Source organism: Mesonia oceanica, from assembly GCF_902499555.1.
In the GTDB taxonomy this organism is placed as follows: domain Bacteria; phylum Bacteroidota; class Bacteroidia; order Flavobacteriales; family Flavobacteriaceae; genus Mesonia; species Mesonia oceanica.
The window spans coordinates 369467-386676 of the sequence record NZ_CABVMM010000001.1 but is presented as its reverse complement, the minus strand read 5'-3'; the positions used below and the strand labels follow the sequence as shown (position 1 = coordinate 386676).

General features: G+C 34.7%; 18 protein-coding genes. 9 read left to right on the top strand and 9 right to left on the bottom strand.

The window, feature by feature from the left end; translation table 11 throughout:
* Positions 1-37: 37 nt before the first annotated feature.
* Together FVB9532_RS01760 and FVB9532_RS01755 are read left to right on the top strand one after the other, a co-directional pair.
* Positions 38-895 (top strand): ferritin-like domain-containing protein, encoded by an 858-nt coding sequence (locus FVB9532_RS01760; RefSeq protein ID WP_150543491.1) that lies wholly within the window; start codon positions 38-40, stop codon positions 893-895.
* 168 nt (positions 896-1063) lie between these two features.
* Positions 1064-1528: a CBS domain-containing protein gene (locus tag FVB9532_RS01755; RefSeq protein WP_150543490.1), complete on the top strand. Its 465-nt coding sequence runs from the start codon at positions 1064-1066 to the stop codon at positions 1526-1528.
* Positions 1529-1623: 95 nt separating this feature from the next.
* Here FVB9532_RS01755 and FVB9532_RS01750 read toward each other — a convergent pair whose 3' ends face one another.
* From FVB9532_RS01750 to metG, 4 genes are all read right to left on the bottom strand, one after another.
* Positions 1624-2634 carry a zinc-dependent alcohol dehydrogenase family protein gene (locus FVB9532_RS01750; protein WP_150543489.1) on the bottom strand — a complete coding sequence of 337 codons (1011 nt, stop codon included), beginning with the start codon at positions 2632-2634 and terminating at the stop codon, positions 1624-1626.
* 119 nt (positions 2635-2753) lie between these two features.
* Positions 2754-3656 carry a histone deacetylase family protein gene (locus tag FVB9532_RS01745; protein WP_150543488.1) on the bottom strand — a complete coding sequence of 301 codons (903 nt, stop codon included), beginning with the start codon at positions 3654-3656 and terminating at the stop codon, positions 2754-2756.
* Between the two features lie 12 nt (positions 3657-3668).
* A complete protein-coding gene (locus FVB9532_RS01740) occupies positions 3669-5105 on the bottom strand; it encodes a hypothetical protein (protein ID WP_150543487.1) in 1437 nt (478 codons plus the stop codon).
* Position 5106: 1 nt separating this feature from the next.
* Entirely contained in the window at positions 5107-7185 is a 2079-nt protein-coding gene (gene metG / locus FVB9532_RS01735; RefSeq protein ID WP_150543486.1) for a methionine--tRNA ligase, read from the bottom strand.
* Between the two features lie 201 nt (positions 7186-7386).
* Between metG and FVB9532_RS01730 the strand changes: the two genes are divergently transcribed.
* The 5 genes from FVB9532_RS01730 (at position 7387) to FVB9532_RS01710 (ending at position 10703) form a co-directional block, all read left to right on the top strand.
* Positions 7387-7923, top strand: coding sequence for a hypothetical protein (locus FVB9532_RS01730; RefSeq protein WP_150543485.1), 537 nt, complete (start codon positions 7387-7389; stop codon positions 7921-7923).
* A gap of 86 nt (positions 7924-8009) precedes the next feature.
* On the top strand, positions 8010-8561 hold the full coding sequence (locus FVB9532_RS01725) for a hypothetical protein (RefSeq protein WP_150543484.1): 552 nt from the start codon (positions 8010-8012) through the stop codon (positions 8559-8561).
* 87 nt (positions 8562-8648) lie between these two features.
* Positions 8649-8894, top strand: a complete 246-nt coding sequence (locus tag FVB9532_RS01720) for a hypothetical protein (RefSeq protein WP_150543483.1) — start codon at positions 8649-8651, stop codon at positions 8892-8894.
* Positions 8895-9226: 332 nt separating this feature from the next.
* On the top strand, positions 9227-9766 hold the full coding sequence (locus tag FVB9532_RS01715) for a hypothetical protein (RefSeq protein WP_150543482.1): 540 nt from the start codon (positions 9227-9229) through the stop codon (positions 9764-9766).
* A 37-nt stretch (positions 9767-9803) separates the two neighbouring features.
* Positions 9804-10703, top strand: a complete 900-nt coding sequence (locus tag FVB9532_RS01710; RefSeq protein ID WP_150543481.1) for a S66 peptidase family protein — start codon at positions 9804-9806, stop codon at positions 10701-10703.
* Between the two features lie 214 nt (positions 10704-10917).
* On the opposite strand, the gene FVB9532_RS19390 is transcribed toward FVB9532_RS01710, so the two are convergent.
* Positions 10918-11061, bottom strand: a complete 144-nt coding sequence (locus tag FVB9532_RS19390) for a hypothetical protein (protein ID WP_194716461.1) — start codon at positions 11059-11061, stop codon at positions 10918-10920.
* A gap of 84 nt (positions 11062-11145) precedes the next feature.
* On the opposite strand from FVB9532_RS19390, the gene FVB9532_RS01705 reads away from it, so the two are divergent.
* Both FVB9532_RS01705 and FVB9532_RS01700 read left to right on the top strand, forming a co-directional pair.
* Complete coding sequence (locus FVB9532_RS01705) at positions 11146-11505, top strand: YraN family protein (RefSeq protein ID WP_150543480.1); 360 nt, start codon at positions 11146-11148, stop codon at positions 11503-11505.
* A 37-nt stretch (positions 11506-11542) separates the two neighbouring features.
* Positions 11543-12199, top strand: coding sequence for a hypothetical protein (locus tag FVB9532_RS01700; RefSeq protein ID WP_150543479.1), 657 nt, complete (start codon positions 11543-11545; stop codon positions 12197-12199).
* Positions 12200-12360: 161 nt separating this feature from the next.
* On the opposite strand, the gene mfd is transcribed toward FVB9532_RS01700, so the two are convergent.
* The 4 genes from mfd to FVB9532_RS01680 form a co-directional block, all read right to left on the bottom strand.
* Positions 12361-15738 (bottom strand): transcription-repair coupling factor, encoded by a 3378-nt coding sequence (gene mfd / locus FVB9532_RS01695; protein ID WP_150543478.1) that lies wholly within the window; start codon positions 15736-15738, stop codon positions 12361-12363.
* Positions 15739-15816: 78 nt separating this feature from the next.
* Positions 15817-16203, bottom strand: coding sequence for a VOC family protein (locus FVB9532_RS01690; protein ID WP_150543477.1), 387 nt, complete (start codon positions 16201-16203; stop codon positions 15817-15819).
* Positions 16200-16658, bottom strand: coding sequence for a DUF1801 domain-containing protein (locus tag FVB9532_RS01685; RefSeq protein ID WP_150543476.1), 459 nt, complete (start codon positions 16656-16658; stop codon positions 16200-16202). Before FVB9532_RS01685 ends, FVB9532_RS01690 begins: the two co-directional genes overlap by 4 nt.
* Positions 16659-16661: 3 nt before the next feature.
* Positions 16662-17171: a DUF4199 domain-containing protein gene (locus FVB9532_RS01680; RefSeq protein ID WP_150543475.1), complete on the bottom strand. Its 510-nt coding sequence runs from the start codon at positions 17169-17171 to the stop codon at positions 16662-16664.
* Positions 17172-17210 lie beyond the last annotated feature (39 nt).

The window sequence follows — 17210 nt, the reverse complement described above, 5'->3', positions numbered from 1 at the left end:
AGTAACTAATCATTTCAATAATTTAAAAAACAATATTATGAATCTTATAAAATTTTTAGACGAGTTTACCACTGAAAACCTTACCAAAAAAGGAGCTTCTAGAAGAGATGCCTTTAGCACCTTTTCTTCCCTTGGTAAAAAAGCTGCCATAGCTGCCGTTCCATTTGGGATGGCAACTTTATCAAACAAAGCAAAAGCTGCCACTATGTTTCAAACAGATAATGCGGTAGGTGCTTTACAATTAGCTTTGACCTTAGAATACTTGGAAGCAGATTTTTATGCTAAAGCTCTTGCTTCTGGTGTACTCTCGAGCAATGCCAAAGCAGAAGCGATTTATCAGCAAATTTCAATGCATGAATCTGCTCATGTAAATTTATTAAAAAATACCTTAGAATCTCTTGGGGAAAACCCAGTAAGCGAACCCACGTTTGATTTTACAGTAGATGGTAATTTTGACCCTTTTAATGAAAATAATAGTGGAAACGAAGTAGCTTATGCACAGCTTCTTATTTTAGCTCAAGCTTTTGAAGATACAGGGGTTAGAGCTTATAAAGGACAAGCCGGAGCATTGATGGGCAACGATGATTTATTAACCGCTGCACTTCAAATTCACTCAGTAGAGGCGAGACATGCTTCAGAAATAAGAAGGTTACGAGGCCTAGAAGGTTGGATTACTTTAGATAATACAGGGATTCCAGATCTTGGTGTAGCCGCCGCCAATGAAGGTGTAGAAGCGGTATATGCCGGAGAAGAAAATTTAATACAAGGAGGAGTAGATGTTTCTACTCTAGGAAGTGGTTCGCCATTTACGGCAGAAGCTTCTTCTCAAGCTTATGATGAAATCTTAACAGGTGACGAAGCTACAGCTATTGCAAGTTTATTTATTGCATCCTAATAGCCTTGTTTTTCATTTTAAAAAAGTGCTCTAGAGTTTTCTAGGGCACTTTTTTATATCAATAAAACACTTTTAAATTACCAAAATCACATCTAGAGACTCCTTATTTTATCATTTTCATAATTCAAAAAATTACGTTATCTTTAATTAATTGAAAATTAAAGTATTATGGGAATCAAGAACTTTCAAGGAAAACAAATAGGGGTTATTGCTACTTCAGAAAATATTACCGTTGAAGATTTTATGACGGTAAATATGTACAAATTCTATGCAGGACAAAGTGTTTTAGAGGTGATGGAAACTTTATTAAAATATAGAATTTCCGGAGGTCCTGTCGTTAATCAACAAAACGAATTAATAGGGATCATTTCTGAAGGAGATTGTATAAAGCAAATTTCAGAATCACGTTATTACAACCAACCTATGGAGAATATGACTGTTGAAAATTACATGGCTAAAGAGGTAGAGACGGTAAGCCCAGATATGCATTTATTTGATGTAGCCAATAAGTTTTTAAGCTTAAAGAAAAGAAGGTTTCCCGTTTGTGAACAAGGAAAACTAATCGGCCTTATTAGCCAAAAAGATGTTTTAAAAGCTGCTTTAGAAATACAAGGCTATAACTGGAAAAGTTGATTTTTCATCTTTGCATTTCCATTAATTTCAATTCAAATTTTCAGAAAAAGAAAGGAAACCTTAGCTAAATAAATCAGCCAAGATTTCCTTTTTTATTAGTTTACAACCACTACAATTTTTCCTTTTTGCTGATTGGATTCCATGTATTTATGGGCATCTACAATTTTCTCAAAAGCAAAGGTTTTATCTATCGTAGGCGTCAAACTCCCCTCTTCGATCCCTTTAACTACAAAATCTTTTGCCTTCTTACGTTTCTCTTTGTCTGTTGTGATATCCAACAATATGTATCCTTTAATGGTTAATCTTTTACTCAATATGGGAAATAAAGGATAATCAACATTTTTAGTTGTTAAAGATCCGTATTGAATAATTTTACTTTCTTCTCCTGCTGCTTTCGTTAAAGACGCAACCATCTCAGCTCCGATTGGATCAAAACTAATGTCAATACCATTCCCATCAGTAATTTCTTGAGTTCTTTCTACTAAATCTTCATCGTCTGTAACAATTACATGATCTGCTCCGGCATCTAATAAATATTGCTTTTTCTCTTCTTTTCTAGTAGTAGCAATAGCAATCCCCCCTTTAGATTTGGTTATTTGTATGGCTGCTAACCCCACACTACTGCTGGCAGCAGTAATTAAAACAAAATCATCTTTTTTTAATTTTCCATTTTCAATAAGTCCGCCATAGGCAGTAGTAAATGGCATCCAAATAGAAGTGGCTTCTACAGCAGAAAGTTGAGCGGGATAGGTGGTTACTGCATGTTCAGGTAAAATGGCCGTTTCGCCATAGGTACCGTAATCATTCATAGAAAAGGAAGGAATTGTACTTACCTTATCACCAACTTTAACCGACTGTACTTCACTGCCAATCGCATCAACCACGCCACTGGCTTCATAGCCTATTTTTGATGGGAATTTTGGTTGTTCTAAATAATTACCTGCTCTAAAGGCTACTTCTGCACGGTTTAAACCAATAGCTTCTACCTTAATTCTCACTTCATTGGCTTTCGGTTCTTCAAGAGGAACCTCTTCAATTTTTAAAACCTCAGCCTCCCCTGTCTCATGAAATCTTACAATTCTAGTTTTATTTTCTTTCGTATTCATCTTTTTTATTTAAAGTTCAAAAAATCCTATTGTCTAGCCTTAGACTTTTAGAAAAAAATAACTTTCAAGATGGTGAGAGATTTCACTTAAACTAGTTAGAAAAGGTGTTAGAGTTGGTATCAATAGAATATTTCTTGAGCTAAGCGATAGGTATTGGCGTGCGCTTCCACAATGTGTTTAATCTCTTTAGAATATCCGCCTCCCATACTACATTCTACCGGAAGGTTTTTATCTTTTAAACTTTGCAATACAAATCGGTCCCGTTCCTTACAAGCTTTAATCGAGAGGCTTAATTTCCCTAGTTGATCTGTTTCCAAGACGTCTACCCCAGAAAGATAAAATACAAAATCAGGCTTTACTTCTTCAATTAACTGCGGAAGCGTTTCTTTTAAAATCTTAAGATATTCTTCATCTTTCGTCTCGTTGGCTAAACCAATATCTACATCTGATTTTTCTTTTTTAAACGGATAGTTTTTCTCACCGTGCATCGAAAAGGTAAAGACTGAATCATCTCCTCCAAAAATTTCTGCGGTTCCGTTGCCTTGATGTACATCTAAATCGATGATTAATATTTTTTCGGCTAATTTTTGCTGCTGAAGATATCTGGCCGCAATGGCTTGATCATTCAGCATGCAAAACCCTTCCCCTCGATTGCTATAAGCGTGATGCGTTCCTCCGGCGATATTCATCGCTATACCGTGTTGCAAAGCAAATTCTGAAGCCATGATCGTTCCTCCGGCAATTAAACGTTCTCTAGCCACTAAAGCCCGAGATAACGGAAAACCGGTTCTTCTAATTTCTTTCTGGGAAAGTTTTAGATTGAGAAAGTCGTAATAATAATCGGGATCATGAACCGCACAAATATATTTATCGTTGGGAAGTTCTGGTTCAAAAAAGTTTTCTTCCGTACACGTTCCTTCTAGCAATAATTGCTGTGGAAGCAACTCGTACTTTTCCATAGGAAAGCGATGTTTAGGTGGTAAGGGATAAACATAACTGGGATGAAAAGCAATTTTGAGCAAAATAGTAGCTATTTATTTTGAAAAGTCTACAATTCGGTAAGCTTCTGTTTCTTTATTATAGTAAGCGTAATAAATTTTATTATTCCACTTAAAAACATTTTCAGCAATCTGATCGTGTAGAGTTTTGGCGTATTTTTTTATACGGTCGAAAGCATTTTCTGGAACTTCTCCTTCAATATGATTAAAATTGCTATCGAATAAGCATTTTATGCGAATAGGGTTTGTGTAAGCATACCAAAGATATGGAGATTGATCGAAATTGTCACCATATGGCATAACTTGGACCATACCCATTGGTCCTATGCTAACAGCTGTATTTCCATGATAGGCTTTAGAATAGCTGCCTATATTCACAACATAACGATTGTTATCTTTTTGAACAGAAACAGCAATATCTTCATTATCAATTTTTTTTAAAAATTTAGAAGTTTTCTTTAGTTCATCTTTTGGAATATACATGTCTCCATCTTCATCCTGAATATCAGGAGTGTTTGCAAACGTAATTTTTTCATCGTCATTCAAATGTATTTCTTTAAGTAGCTTGCCTGTTTCCCTATTTCTGGCTTCAAAGAAAAGTTCTTCTGAGTTCCCTACAATTTGATAAATATTATCATTAAGCAGAAAAGATTTACTGAAAAATCTCTCTTTCGTAGAAAAATAAGGTTTTTCAAAATGTTCTATTTCTGCGTTATATTTGTTTAAATCTACGTCTATAAGATAGGTTTCGTAAATGCTTTTGTCTAAGGTTAATTCAAAACCTTTTTCAGTTTCATAAAGTTTGTTCATAGCACCTGCCCAGGCCACTCCAATTGGATAATTGGTGTCCATTTTTCGAATTTCAAGAGGATCTGGACTACTCTTTTTTAGATTTTTGAGCATCTCATACAGGTTTTTCTGTTTGTTATCTTCTATCCTGAAATCCTGATTTAATACTATTTGATGTTCTTTGTAATCAATTCCGGTAAACTCAAAACAATTTATTACAGATTTTTTCTTATCTGTAGAAAGCAAATAGAACTTCCCGTTTTTACTAAGACTTTCTATATACTCTCCTTTTTTTAATTTGAAATCGAATTCAATTTCAGATGATTTTTTAGTTTTAAAATTAAAGATAATAGCACCGAAATTTTTATTATTTCCATGTTTTAAGAAAAGAATAGTTTGATTTTCTTTTTGAATATATCCAATGATTTCATTGTAACGATTAGGTAAACCTTCAGAGGATAACTCATCTAAGCGTTGCATATCTTTATCATAGAGGTATGCATTGAACGTTTTATTATCGTCTATAAAAAGAGTTAAGTTTTTGGTCGTTTCATTACTAATGATAAAAACATCCTTAATTGAGCGATTACTATCTTTTAAATTATTAGGGATATTATAAATTTGCTGGCCTTTTACCAAAAAACTTAATAATACTATTACAAATAGAAAATAAAACTTTTTCATCTTAAGAGATTACCGTTCCGCTATTTACTCCGTTTTCATCTGGATTCACAAACACTAATTTTCCATCGGCTGTTTCCGTCATTAAAATCATTCCTTCACTTAAGGTACCACGGAGCTTGATTGGTTTTAAATTGGCTACCACACTTACTTTTTTCCCAATGATATCTTCGGGTTTAAAATGTTCGGCAATACCGGAAACTATGGTTCTTTTATCGATACCTGTATCTACTTTGAGGACCAAAAGCTTTTTGGCTTTCGGCATTTTTTCGGCTTCTAGAATAGTTCCTACACGAAGATCGAGTTTGGTAAAATCGTCAAATTCTATGAATTCTTTTTGCGGAATTACTTCTGCTTCTTCTGTTGCATTAACTTTCTTAGTCGCTTCCAATTTGTCAATTTGTTTTTGAATTTCTTCATCTTCCACCTTTGCAAATAATAGTTCTGCTTTACCGATTTGGTGATCTTTTTCTAATAATACTTTATCTGTAGCAATATCTTCCCAAGACCTTTCGACTCCGCTCGAGATGACAGCATCATTTAAGTTCAGCATTTTTTTCAACTTCTCTGAAGTAAACGGTAAGAACGGTTCACTCAAGGTTGCTAAAGCGGAAGCAATTTGAAGCGCCACATACATTACGGTTTGTGTCCGCTCTTTGTCAGTTTTAAAAGTTTTCCAAGGTTCTTCATCGGCTAAGTATTTATTCCCCAATCGAGCGACATTCATCAATTCAGCCTGAGCTTCTCTAAAACGGTATTTTTCAATAGAACTGGCAATAACCGATGGATAGGCTTTTAACTCGGCTAAGGTTTGCTCATCAATTTCTGTCAATTCTGCTGGACTGGGTACTTTTCCATCATAATATTTATTGGTTAATACCACCACACGGTTGATAAAGTTACCGAAAATAGCTACCAATTCACTGTTATTACGCTGCTGAAAATCTTTCCACGTAAAATCGTTATCTTTCGTTTCTGGGGCATTGGCGGTTAACACATAACGCAACACATCTTCTTTTCCCGGAAAATCCTCTAAATACTCATGTAACCAAACCGCCCAATTTTTTGAGGTGGAAAGCTTATTTCCTTCTAAGTTTAAAAACTCATTGGCAGGCACATTATCCGGCAATATATAATCACCGTGCGCTTTTAGCATCACCGGGAAAATAATACAATGAAAGACAATATTATCTTTCCCTATAAAATGAACCAATTTGGTGTCTTCATCTTTCCAATAAGGCTCCCAATCTTTGCCTTCACGTTCTGCCCATTGCTTGGTCGCAGAAATGTAACCAATAGGCGCATCAAACCAAACGTAAAGTACTTTACCTTCACCACCTTCCACAGGAACGGGAATTCCCCAATCTAAATCACGCGTTACGGCACGCGCACGCAGACCATCATCAATCCATGATTTACATTGTCCATAAACATTAGACTTCCAATCTTTTTTATGCTCTTTTAGTATCCATTCTTTTAGAAAAGGCTCGTATTGATCTAAGGGTAAAAACCAATGGCGCGTTTCTTTTAAAATAGGCGTAGCTCCGGTGATGGCCGATTTTGGGTTAATTAAATCAGTGGCGTTATGGGAAGTTCCACATTTTTCGCATTGGTCGCCATAACTTTCTTCAAAACCACACTTAGGACAAGTACCCACCACAAAACGATCGGCTAAGAATTGTTGTGCTTCTTCATCGTACAGTTGCTGCGTCACTTCTTCAATAAACTTATCTTCATCGTATAATTTCTGAAAAAAATCGGAGGCCGTTTGGTGATGAATTTTGGAAGACGTACGCGAATAATTATCAAAAGCTATCCCAAAATCTTGGAATGACTTTCTAATGATTCCGTCGTACTTATCCACCACATCTTGTGGCGTTACGCCTTCTTTTTTTGCTTTAATGGTAATGGGCACACCGTGTTCATCACTTCCGCAGACAAAAACTACATCTTTCCCTCGTTTTCTTAAATATCTTACATAAATATCTGCAGGCACATAAACCCCTGCTAAATGACCAATATGAATAGGTCCGTTGGTGTAAGGCAAAGCCGCCGTAATGGTATATCTTTTTGGTGTACTCATTTCTGAAATTTTAAGCGGTAAAGGTAAGAAAAGCGACGAGGATTTTGAAACTGTTTATAGAAAAGAGAGTTTTAGTAAAATAATCTTGAAGGAAATACAAATAGATGTTTTCATAAAAACTTATATTTATTTTAAATTCATTCTAGAAAACCGAAAAGTAATTTTTATATATTTACCCCCGTTAATCTTAAAAATACTTAAATGAAAAAAATTTATTACTTGTTTTTTGCAGTAGCAATGGTGTTGTCTAGCTGCGGAAATGATGACGACGGAGGAAGCGATAACGGCGTCAAAGGAAAGATGAAAATAGACAATGAAAATTACAATTTAAAATCGGGAACTATTGAATCTTATGGAGAATCTGATGACGGCAATACCTACAATTTCGATATTGAACTTTTTTCAGAAGATATTAGTTCTATAAATGATGAGTCGTCTTTAACAGATGTCAACATTTCTTCTGTGTATTTTGAATTGTGGTCAGACAGTGCATCAAAATTAACAGACGGGAATTATAGTTATGATAGCGACTATACGCAGGATGCTTTTACATTTAGCGATTCAGAGATTGGCCTGAACTATAATTTTTTCTCTGAGGATGGAACTTATTATGAAATCAATTCAGGTGAAATTGAAATTTCCAAAAACGGAAGTACTTACGAGATAACTTTTGAAGGTACTACTTCTGAAGGCAAAGACATTTCTGTTAATTATAAAGGCTTGTTAAGCACTTTCTAATTTTCTTGAAATATATAAAAAGGTGAAAGGTTCTAATCTTTCACCTTTTTTTATTTATTATTCTAACCTTAAATAACATAACACCTATGAAAAAAATTTATTCGATTTTATTGTTTGCTTTTATAGCAACCGCATTTATTTCCTGTAACAATGATGATGATAATAATTCTTCCAATCTTAATAATGAACTTTTAGTGAATGGAAAAACCTATCCACTAAAAGCTGGTGCCCTTGAATATTATGGAAATGAATCTGGAAACCACAGTTCAGGTTTAATATTGGTTACTACAGAAGTAAATGAAAATGAAGAAGCGGAAGATGAATTTTTTAATTCTATATTTTTTGAAATTTTTACTTCTGAAAGAACTATAGGAACAAGAGAATACAAATTTTTTGAAGGAGAACTAGCAAATACGTTTTCTGACTTTTCTGAAATTAAGATAATGACAGAAACGGAAGATATGATTGATATAGATAATTACGAATTAACAGCTGGTGTTTTAAATATTATTAGCCTTAACCCTTATGAAGTAACTTTTAAAGGTAAAGCACGAAATTGGGACGATGAAACTGACATTGTTGATTTTGAAGGACACTACAAAGGCAATTTATATGAATATGATTACAGTGAGGAATAGTTAGTTTTTTTAATTACTATTTAGAAATAACATATAACTAATGAAAAAGGTTCTATAGAGCTTAAGGGCAAAAGCTATGATTTAAAGATGGGATTTATCGAAAGTTGTTTAGAAACCAATAATGAGAATCTTTACAATTGCAAACTTAATTTTTCTACCCTCGATATTGAAAATTACGATGAAAGCTATACTTCTACAGAAGAGAAGTATTCTTATATTTATTTTCCCATGTTATCTAAAAGTCCTTCAGGCTTAACAGGTGGTATTTATACTTTCAATAATCTAACAGAAGAACCGCTTTCATTTGGTTTAGGAACAATTAATTACTATTGATAAAGAATTTTTCTCAACTAAAGGTGCTAAATATTCTATCAATTCTGGAGAAATTGAGGTTTCCAAAAACGGAAGTACTTACGAGATAACTTTTGAGGTACTACTTCTGAAGGTAAAGACATTTCTGTTAATTATAAAGTTACTTTAACCGCTTACTAAATAGGAATTCAAAAAAATAAAAGAGACAAAATCATCAAAGAATATTTATAAATTTGCTATTTCATTCTTTTCAGAGAATTCAAGTATTGTTTTTCCATTTTTTGCTTGACAAGCTTTTTATGATTAGGATTTATATAAGATTATTATTTTTGACCCCACCATAATTTAATCGAATGAAAAAAATCTACTTTTTATTTATAATATGCTTTAGTATTCTTTCTTTTATTTCTTGTGATAAAGATGATGATGGAGAAGAAAATCCTGAATTAAATAAACTTAATTATAATAATGAATCGTATAATTTAGAGTCTTTTAAGGTACAAGCACTCACTGGTAATTATTTCGTTTACAACTCTTATTGTACCACAAAAGAATCAGAATATGGATATAATCTTTTCTTCTACGACACAAAGAGCATTAAGCCAGATGCAAAGCCCTTGCTTACGATATATATAGGCCCTGACACCAATTTCAACAGAGCGTTTCCTTTAGAATTAAACTCATGCCAAAGTTCTTGCAGGTGTTTATTTGTTGATTTTATGGAAGAAACTAGCACGAATTCTCTAGTTCGTCATACATCCGTAGAAGTTAATGCTCTAATTATATCATTAAAACCTATAGAAATAATTTTTGAAGGATTTTTTGATGATGATAAAAAATTTAGCCTCCACTTTAAGGGAAAAAGTGTACCTGAATTTCCCAAAGAAATTTAAGCCTCACTATCTAATTCTTTATCAATAGTACTTCTTTATGAAAACAGCTCCATTTTTAAAAAAAAAAGATAAAGTCGCCATTGTAGCCACCGCCAGGAAAGCAACGCAAGAAGATTTGCAACCGGCCATTCAGCTGTTGGAAGCTTGGGGACTACAAGCCGTAATTGGTTCTAGCATCGGATTGGAAGAACATCAATTTGCAGGAAGTGATAAAGAACGAGCAGAAGATCTTCAGCAACAATTAAATGATCCCGAAATTAAAGCAATCTGGTGTGCCAAAGGGGGTTATGGAACGGTGAGAATTTTAGATTTAATCGATTTCTCTGCATTTAAAGAAAATCCGAAATGGATTATAGGCTATAGTGATGTCACCGCTTTGCATTCGCATCTTCATAACTTAGGAATCGCTACACTTCACGCTCAAATGTGCTTAGGGGTGGAGACCAAATCTGAAGCAAGTCGGGAAACGTTGAGAAAGGTGTTATTCGGAGAAGAATTAACGTATGAATTTTCAACTTCTTCCCTAAATAAAACCGGAACTACTAAAGGCGAATTGGTTGGTGGAAATTTATCGGTGCTCTATTCGCTCTGCGGAAGCAATTCTGCCATCAATACCCAAGGGAAAATCCTATTTTTAGAAGACTTAGATGAATACCTTTACCATATCGACCGGATGATGCAAAACCTAAAACGTAATGGAATGCTAGAAAATTTAGCGGGACTCATCGTTGGCGGAATGAATGCTATGAATGATAACACAATACCATTTGGAAAAACTGCGGAAGAAATTATCACTGAAACAGTAGCAGCGTATGATTTTCCGGTAGCCTTTAATTTTCCGGCAGGACATATTGAGCATAATCAAGCTTTAATTTTTGGAAGAAGAGTAAAGCTAGAGGTGAATGATGAAAACTCTTTTTTAAGCTACCTAAAATAGTTATTGATTTCGTTTATCCCAATGAAGTGGATTTCTGCGTGTATGAAATACGACCTAAATGATAATAAGTTCGTTTTTTCATCTAACGAAAAATGAATTATAAATGGAAAATTTTTTAAAGGAATGCATCTAATTTCTTCATACCTGAATTGATAAAAAAGATTTTGTTTTAAAGAAGAAAACGTTAGTTCAATTTCATTTATAAATTTTAAATCTAAACCGGGTTTTTCTGGTAAGCAGCATTTCGTTCACGAACGATATTTTTATGTGCTTCAAGTATTTCAGCTTCCTGAGAAACCGCAAAGCCTAATTGCTGAACCAGTTTATTGTCCGGGACTTTTAATTTAATCTCTTTCATCTTTTAAACATCACTCTTTCATACAAATATAAATCTTAAAAAATAGTATATTAGATGAACTATTAAACTTTTCGAGATGTATCCATGGCGCAACACAATGATTTAGGCAAAAAAGGCGAACAACTCGCAGTAGATTTCCTTCAGCAAAAAGGTTATGCCATTTTAGAGCGTAATTTTAGACATCAAAAAGCCGAAGTTGATATCATTGCTCAAAAAGCAGATATGATTTGTGCGGTGGAAGTAAAGACCAGAAGTACCCCGGAATTTGGAAACCCACAAGATTTTGTAAAACCAAAACAAATTCAGCAGTTGGTAAAAGCGATGGATTTTTACTTAATCGAACATGATTTGGATGTAGAACTTCGGTTTGATATTGTAGCGATTATTAAAAACAAACTCGGAACCCGCATTGAACATTTAGAAGACGCTTTTTTATATTTCTAATTTTATCTCTAAATTAAACACCCTAAACAAATTCATTATGAAAAACATTTACACAATTTTTACTCTATTTTTATTATTTCTTGCTCCAATTAATGTTTCTGCTCAAAACATAAACACTAATCCTTTTTGGGAAGGAGAAATTATATTGAACGATGGAACTTCACAACAAGGTTTTATCCAAGTTCCTAATAATCCGGCACAAGGGAAAGTGTTAATCAAATCAACTAAAAACGGAAAAAACAAAAAAGTAAAGAAAAAAGACATACAAACAATTAAACTCACCTCACAATCAGGTACTGTTTACCAATTTGAACCTGTAAAAGTAGTATTAACACTGAAGGGTAATTCTTCTTTAGGTAAATCATTATTACTTATATCTAAAGAAAATGATTATGCAAAATTTTACGTGAGTTATGGCGTATATAGAGTAAATAAAGATGGTGAATTATACATGCTTTATCGATATATGCAAGGAAGAGATTTTCCTTCACTTGAATATTATATTAAAAAAAGAGACTTCGAAAAAGCTCGCCTATTTCATGAAACAAATCTTTCAAGAGGGTTTAAAAAAAGTGCTAATGCGTATTTAAAAGAAGATCCTGCACTACTTAAAAAAATTAATAATAATGAGCTTAATTTTAAAGACATAGATGAAATTATTGAAATGTATTTAGAGACAACAAAAAATCTATAATCTAAATAATGTCGTAAATTTCTCCGGGGCAAGCCCACGAGCATTTTTTTAGCGGAACACGTTTACAAACTTTTAAAATTTACTAGCGAGACAAGTCTCGGGGTATTTTACCCGCCTAGAATAAAAAAGCCTTTCTATATTATTGAAAGGCTTTTAATTTTTTATACCTCCACTTCCTCTTTTTTCTTTCTAAAATCTAAGGGTTGTAATACTTTTAGTGCTTTTTCTATCGAAGTTATCTTATCGAAGGTTAAGAGCAAACGCAGGCCATTTCTGGTTTTCTTTTCTTTCATCTTACAAGTTGTAGGATGCGACTGTACGTACTGCAATACTTTGGTAAAATTAGCTGTTTGGTAGAAACGCGATTGCTGATCGGCAATAAAATAGCCTATCAGTTTATTCTGCTTCATAATAATGCGTTCTAAGCCTATTTTAGAAGCGATCCACTTAATACGAACACTATTTAATAAATCGACGGCAGAAACCGGTAATTCGCCAAAACGATCGACTAATTCGGTTTCAAACTTTTCTAATTCTTCTTCGGTTTTTAATTCGTTCAGCTTGGTATATAAATTCAAACGCTCGGCGATGTTATTGATATAATCATCCGGGAATAAAATTTCAAAATCAGTATCGATCTGTGTTTCCTTCACAAAATCTTTATCTTCAATATCTTCTTCGTTATACAGCTCTTTAAATTCATTTTCTTTCAGCTCTTCAATAGCTTCCGCTAAAATCTTCTGATAGGTATCAAAACCAATTTCATTGATAAATCCGCTTTGTTCCCCGCCTAATAAATCTCCGGCACCTCGAATTTCTAAATCTTTCATCGCGATATTGAATCCGCTTCCCAATTCAGAAAATTGCTCTAGAGCCGTCATTCGTTTACGCGCTTCTTCGGTCATTGCCGAATAAGGTGGCGTGATAAAATAACAGAAGGCCTTTTTATTGCTTCGTCCTACCCGACCTCGCATTTGGTGAAGATCAGACAGTCCGAAATTATTGGCGTTATTAATAAAAATAGTGTTGGCGTTGGTTACATCCAATCCACTTTCAATAATCGTGGTAGAAACCAACACATCAAATTCGCCATTAATAAAACTCAACATTAATTTCTCCAGCTTCTTCCCTTCCATTTGTCCGTGACCAATGCCTACTTTCGCATCGGGTACCAAACGCTGAATCATGCCGGCAACTTCTTTGATGTTTTCAATGCGGTTATGAATGAAGAACACCTGTCCGCCTCGCTGAATTTCATATAATACCGCATCCCGAATGGTTTCTTCAGAAAAACGAATCACATTCGATTCGATTGGATACCGGTTAGGTGGCGGAGTGGTAATGGTCGATAAATCTCTTGCCGCCATCAAACTAAACTGAAGCGTACGCGGAATTGGGGTTGCCGTGAGTGTCAATGTATCGACGTTTTCTTTGATGGTTTTCAGCTTATCTTTTACCGCTACTCCAAACTTTTGCTCTTCATCAACAATCAGCAGTCCCAGATCTTTAAATTTAACTGCCTTGTTTACTAATTGATGCGTTCCAATGATAATATCTACGCGACCGCTTTCCAGATCGGCTAGCGTTTCTCGGCGTTCTTTGGCGGTTCTAAATCTATTTAAGTAATCGACTGTTACGGGTAAATCTTTTAAACGCTCCGAAAAAGTTTGATGATGCTGAAAGGCCAAAATCGTCGTGGGCACTAAAACCGCAACTTGCTTCCCATTATCTACCGCTTTAAAGGCAGCGCGAATGGCTACTTCGGTCTTCCCAAAACCAACATCCCCACAAACCAATCGGTCCATTGGGCGTTCGTTTTCCATATCTTTTTTAACCGCTTCGGTCGCTGTACTTTGGTCTGGTGTATCTTCATAAATAAAAGAAGCTTCCAGCTCGTGTTGCAAATAAGAATCTGGACCGTACGCAAAACCTTTTTGCAAGCGGCGTTTCGCATATAATTCAATTAAATTATAGGCGATATGTTTTACGCGGGCTTTGGTCTTTTTCTTCAGGTTTTTCCAAGCATTACTACCTAACTTGAAGATTTTAGGTTCTTTCCCGTCTTTGCCGTTATATTTCGAGATTTTATGTAGGGAATGAATACTTAAATACAGGATATCGCGCTCTCCATAAATCAGTTTAATGGCTTCCTGTTTTTTGCCTTCTACATCTATTTTTTGCAATCCGCCAAACTTTCCAATTCCGTGATCAATGTGGGTTACATAATCACCTACGGTAAGATTGGTCAATTCTTTCAGGGTAATTGCCTGCTTTTTGGCATAGCCATTTTTAAGGCTGAATTTATGGTAACGCTCAAAAATCTGATGATCGGTATAGCAAACATTTTTTGCCTGTTCATCAATAAATCCTTGAAATAAGGAAAGGACTACCGTTTTATACTTTACCTCTTTTTCCTGATCTTTAAAAATATCGTGGAAACGTTTGGCTTGCTGTTCGCTTCCGCAGAAAATATAATTGCTATATCCTTTTTCTTGATTTTCGATTAAATTGGCAATCAATAAATCGAATTGTTTGTTGAAGGAAGGTTGCGGCGTTACAAAGAAAACAATCTCTTTTTTCGGGTTTAGCAACGGATAATTGCTTAATTCTACCACCGAAAAATCAAGGATCTGTTTATGAATTAAGGAAGAGGTACAAAAAAGCGCTGCGGGTTCACTTTGCTTTATTTCTCCGGAAAGTTTTTGGAAAGCTTCTTCTGCCTTCTCAAAAAGTTTATCCATTTGTGCTGAAAAAAGATCAAGATTTTTAACGAATATCAAGGTATTTTCAGCCACATATTTTAAAAAGCTTTCTCTTACTTCATCGAGGTGTTTATTCTCGACATTGGGCATAATAGAAATCTTGTTCACCTTATCGGTAGAAAGTTGGGTTTCTACATCAAAACTCCTGATGCTATCTACCTCATCCCCAAAAAATTCGATTCGGTACGGCTCGTCATTACTAAAAGAAAATACATCAATAATCCCTCCTCGTACTGAAAATTCGCCGGGTTCTGTAACAAAATCTACTCGTTTGAACTTGTATTCAAACAAAACTTCATTTACAAAATCGATAGAAAGTTCGTCGTTCACTTTTATCTTCAGTGTACTTCTATCAAGTTCTTTTCGGGTAACTACTTTTTCAAAAAGCGCATCGGGATAAGTAACAATCACTGCCGGTTTCTTGCGCGAATTGATTCGGTTTAAGACCTCGGCACGCAAAAGCACATTGGCATTATCGGTTTCTTCAATTTGATAAGGCCTGCGGTAACTGCCAGGATAGAACAACACATTATCCTCTCCGATTAACTGCTCCAAATCATTTAAGTGATATGCAGCCTCCTCTTTATCATTTAGAATTAATAAAAAAGGACGTTTGGCTTCTTTAAAAGCATTGGCCACCACAAAAGAAAGGGATGAGCCAATAAGGCCTTTTAAATGAATTTTATCGGTGTTTTTTTCTGAAACGGCAATAGCGTCCCGCAATTCCTGCTGTTGCGGGGATTGTGCAAAACTTTGGGCGATAGTAGATGTACTCATTGCCGCAAAGATAATTGCTGAAATGACGACCTACAATAATGTTGGGATTTTTTAACGATATAGAAATATAAAATACGCTTATGAAAAAGCATCGCCTTTGGGTTCCCAAAGTTCAATTTTGTTACCCTCAGCATCTAAAATCCATCCAAATTTCCCGTAGCTGTATTCTTCCGGTTCGCCAACAATGGTTACGCCTTCTTCCTTCAAAGCAGCTAACAAATCGTCTAAATTTTCTACCCGAAAATTCATCATAAATTGTTTTTGTGAAGGCTGAAAATATTCGGTTTTCTCATCCATCGGGCTCCATTGGGTTGAACAATCGTTGCCTTCTTTATCTTTCCATAAAAAGGTGCAACCATATTGATCTGTATCTAAACCTAGGTGTTCTTTATACCAATTTCTAGCAGCCTCAGGATTTTCAGACTTAAAGAAAAATCCACCTAAGCCGGTAACTCTTTTTTTCATTTCTTTTGAAGGTTAGTTTCATAAATAGCTATAAAATCTTCCGGGCTCATTTTTTGGCAGAGCGCTGCAATTAATTCATACGGAATGTTCTTTACATTTTTAAAGCGAATACAGCTTTTGCCCATATCTAACTTGGTTTTCACATGTTTTGGATATTCTTGTTGAAACCATTTGAGCAATTTTTCATCGGCATAAATTCCGCTATGGTAAAGTGCCAAAAAATTCTTTTGATTAGCAATACTCATAAACGGTAAGGGCAGACTAGGGTCGCAATGATAACCGTCGGGGTAAATGCTTTTTGGGATCACGTAACCTACCATCCCGTAATTGATGCATTCTTTAAAACCGGAAGGCAAATTTTCGATAATTGTTTTGCGTAACCTGGCAAATGCTCCTTTTCGTTCTTCAGGGACTTTTGCTAAATACTCTTCGACTGAATCTGCTTTAATTTGCATATTTTATTGTTTTCTTTGTAAAATCAATGCTGAGATTAAAGATATAATAAAGCCTATAATTACGACGGTAGCAAACATCACAAAAGCTAAAATTCCTGAGCTGTCCATCGATTTGACTTCATTTTCCAATTCTAATTTTTTCTGTTCAAATTTTTCTGGAGGAACGGTTTCTTTTAAGTTTTCTATTGAATAAGCAGTGTATTCTTCTACAAAATCGGGATTGATAATTGCCGTATAAATATAATCTGCAATAGCAACGCCAACACCAACCAAAACGGCAATTCCTAAACCAATAAGTAAGGCTTTCCCAAAAGATACTTCACCATTATTAACACGATCCCGATAATGTTTTATCCCGAAGAAAATAAAAGAAAGCGAGGCCAACATCGTAGCATAACCCACAATTTCTTGAATGGAATAACTTAAACTCATGCCCAACCATAAGACCAATAAAAACAGAACTAAAGCCGTTAATAAACCGTAAACGCCAAATTTTAAAATTACTTTTTTCATAGATTAATCAATTAAAATTTCTGTTTCAAAGCTATATCG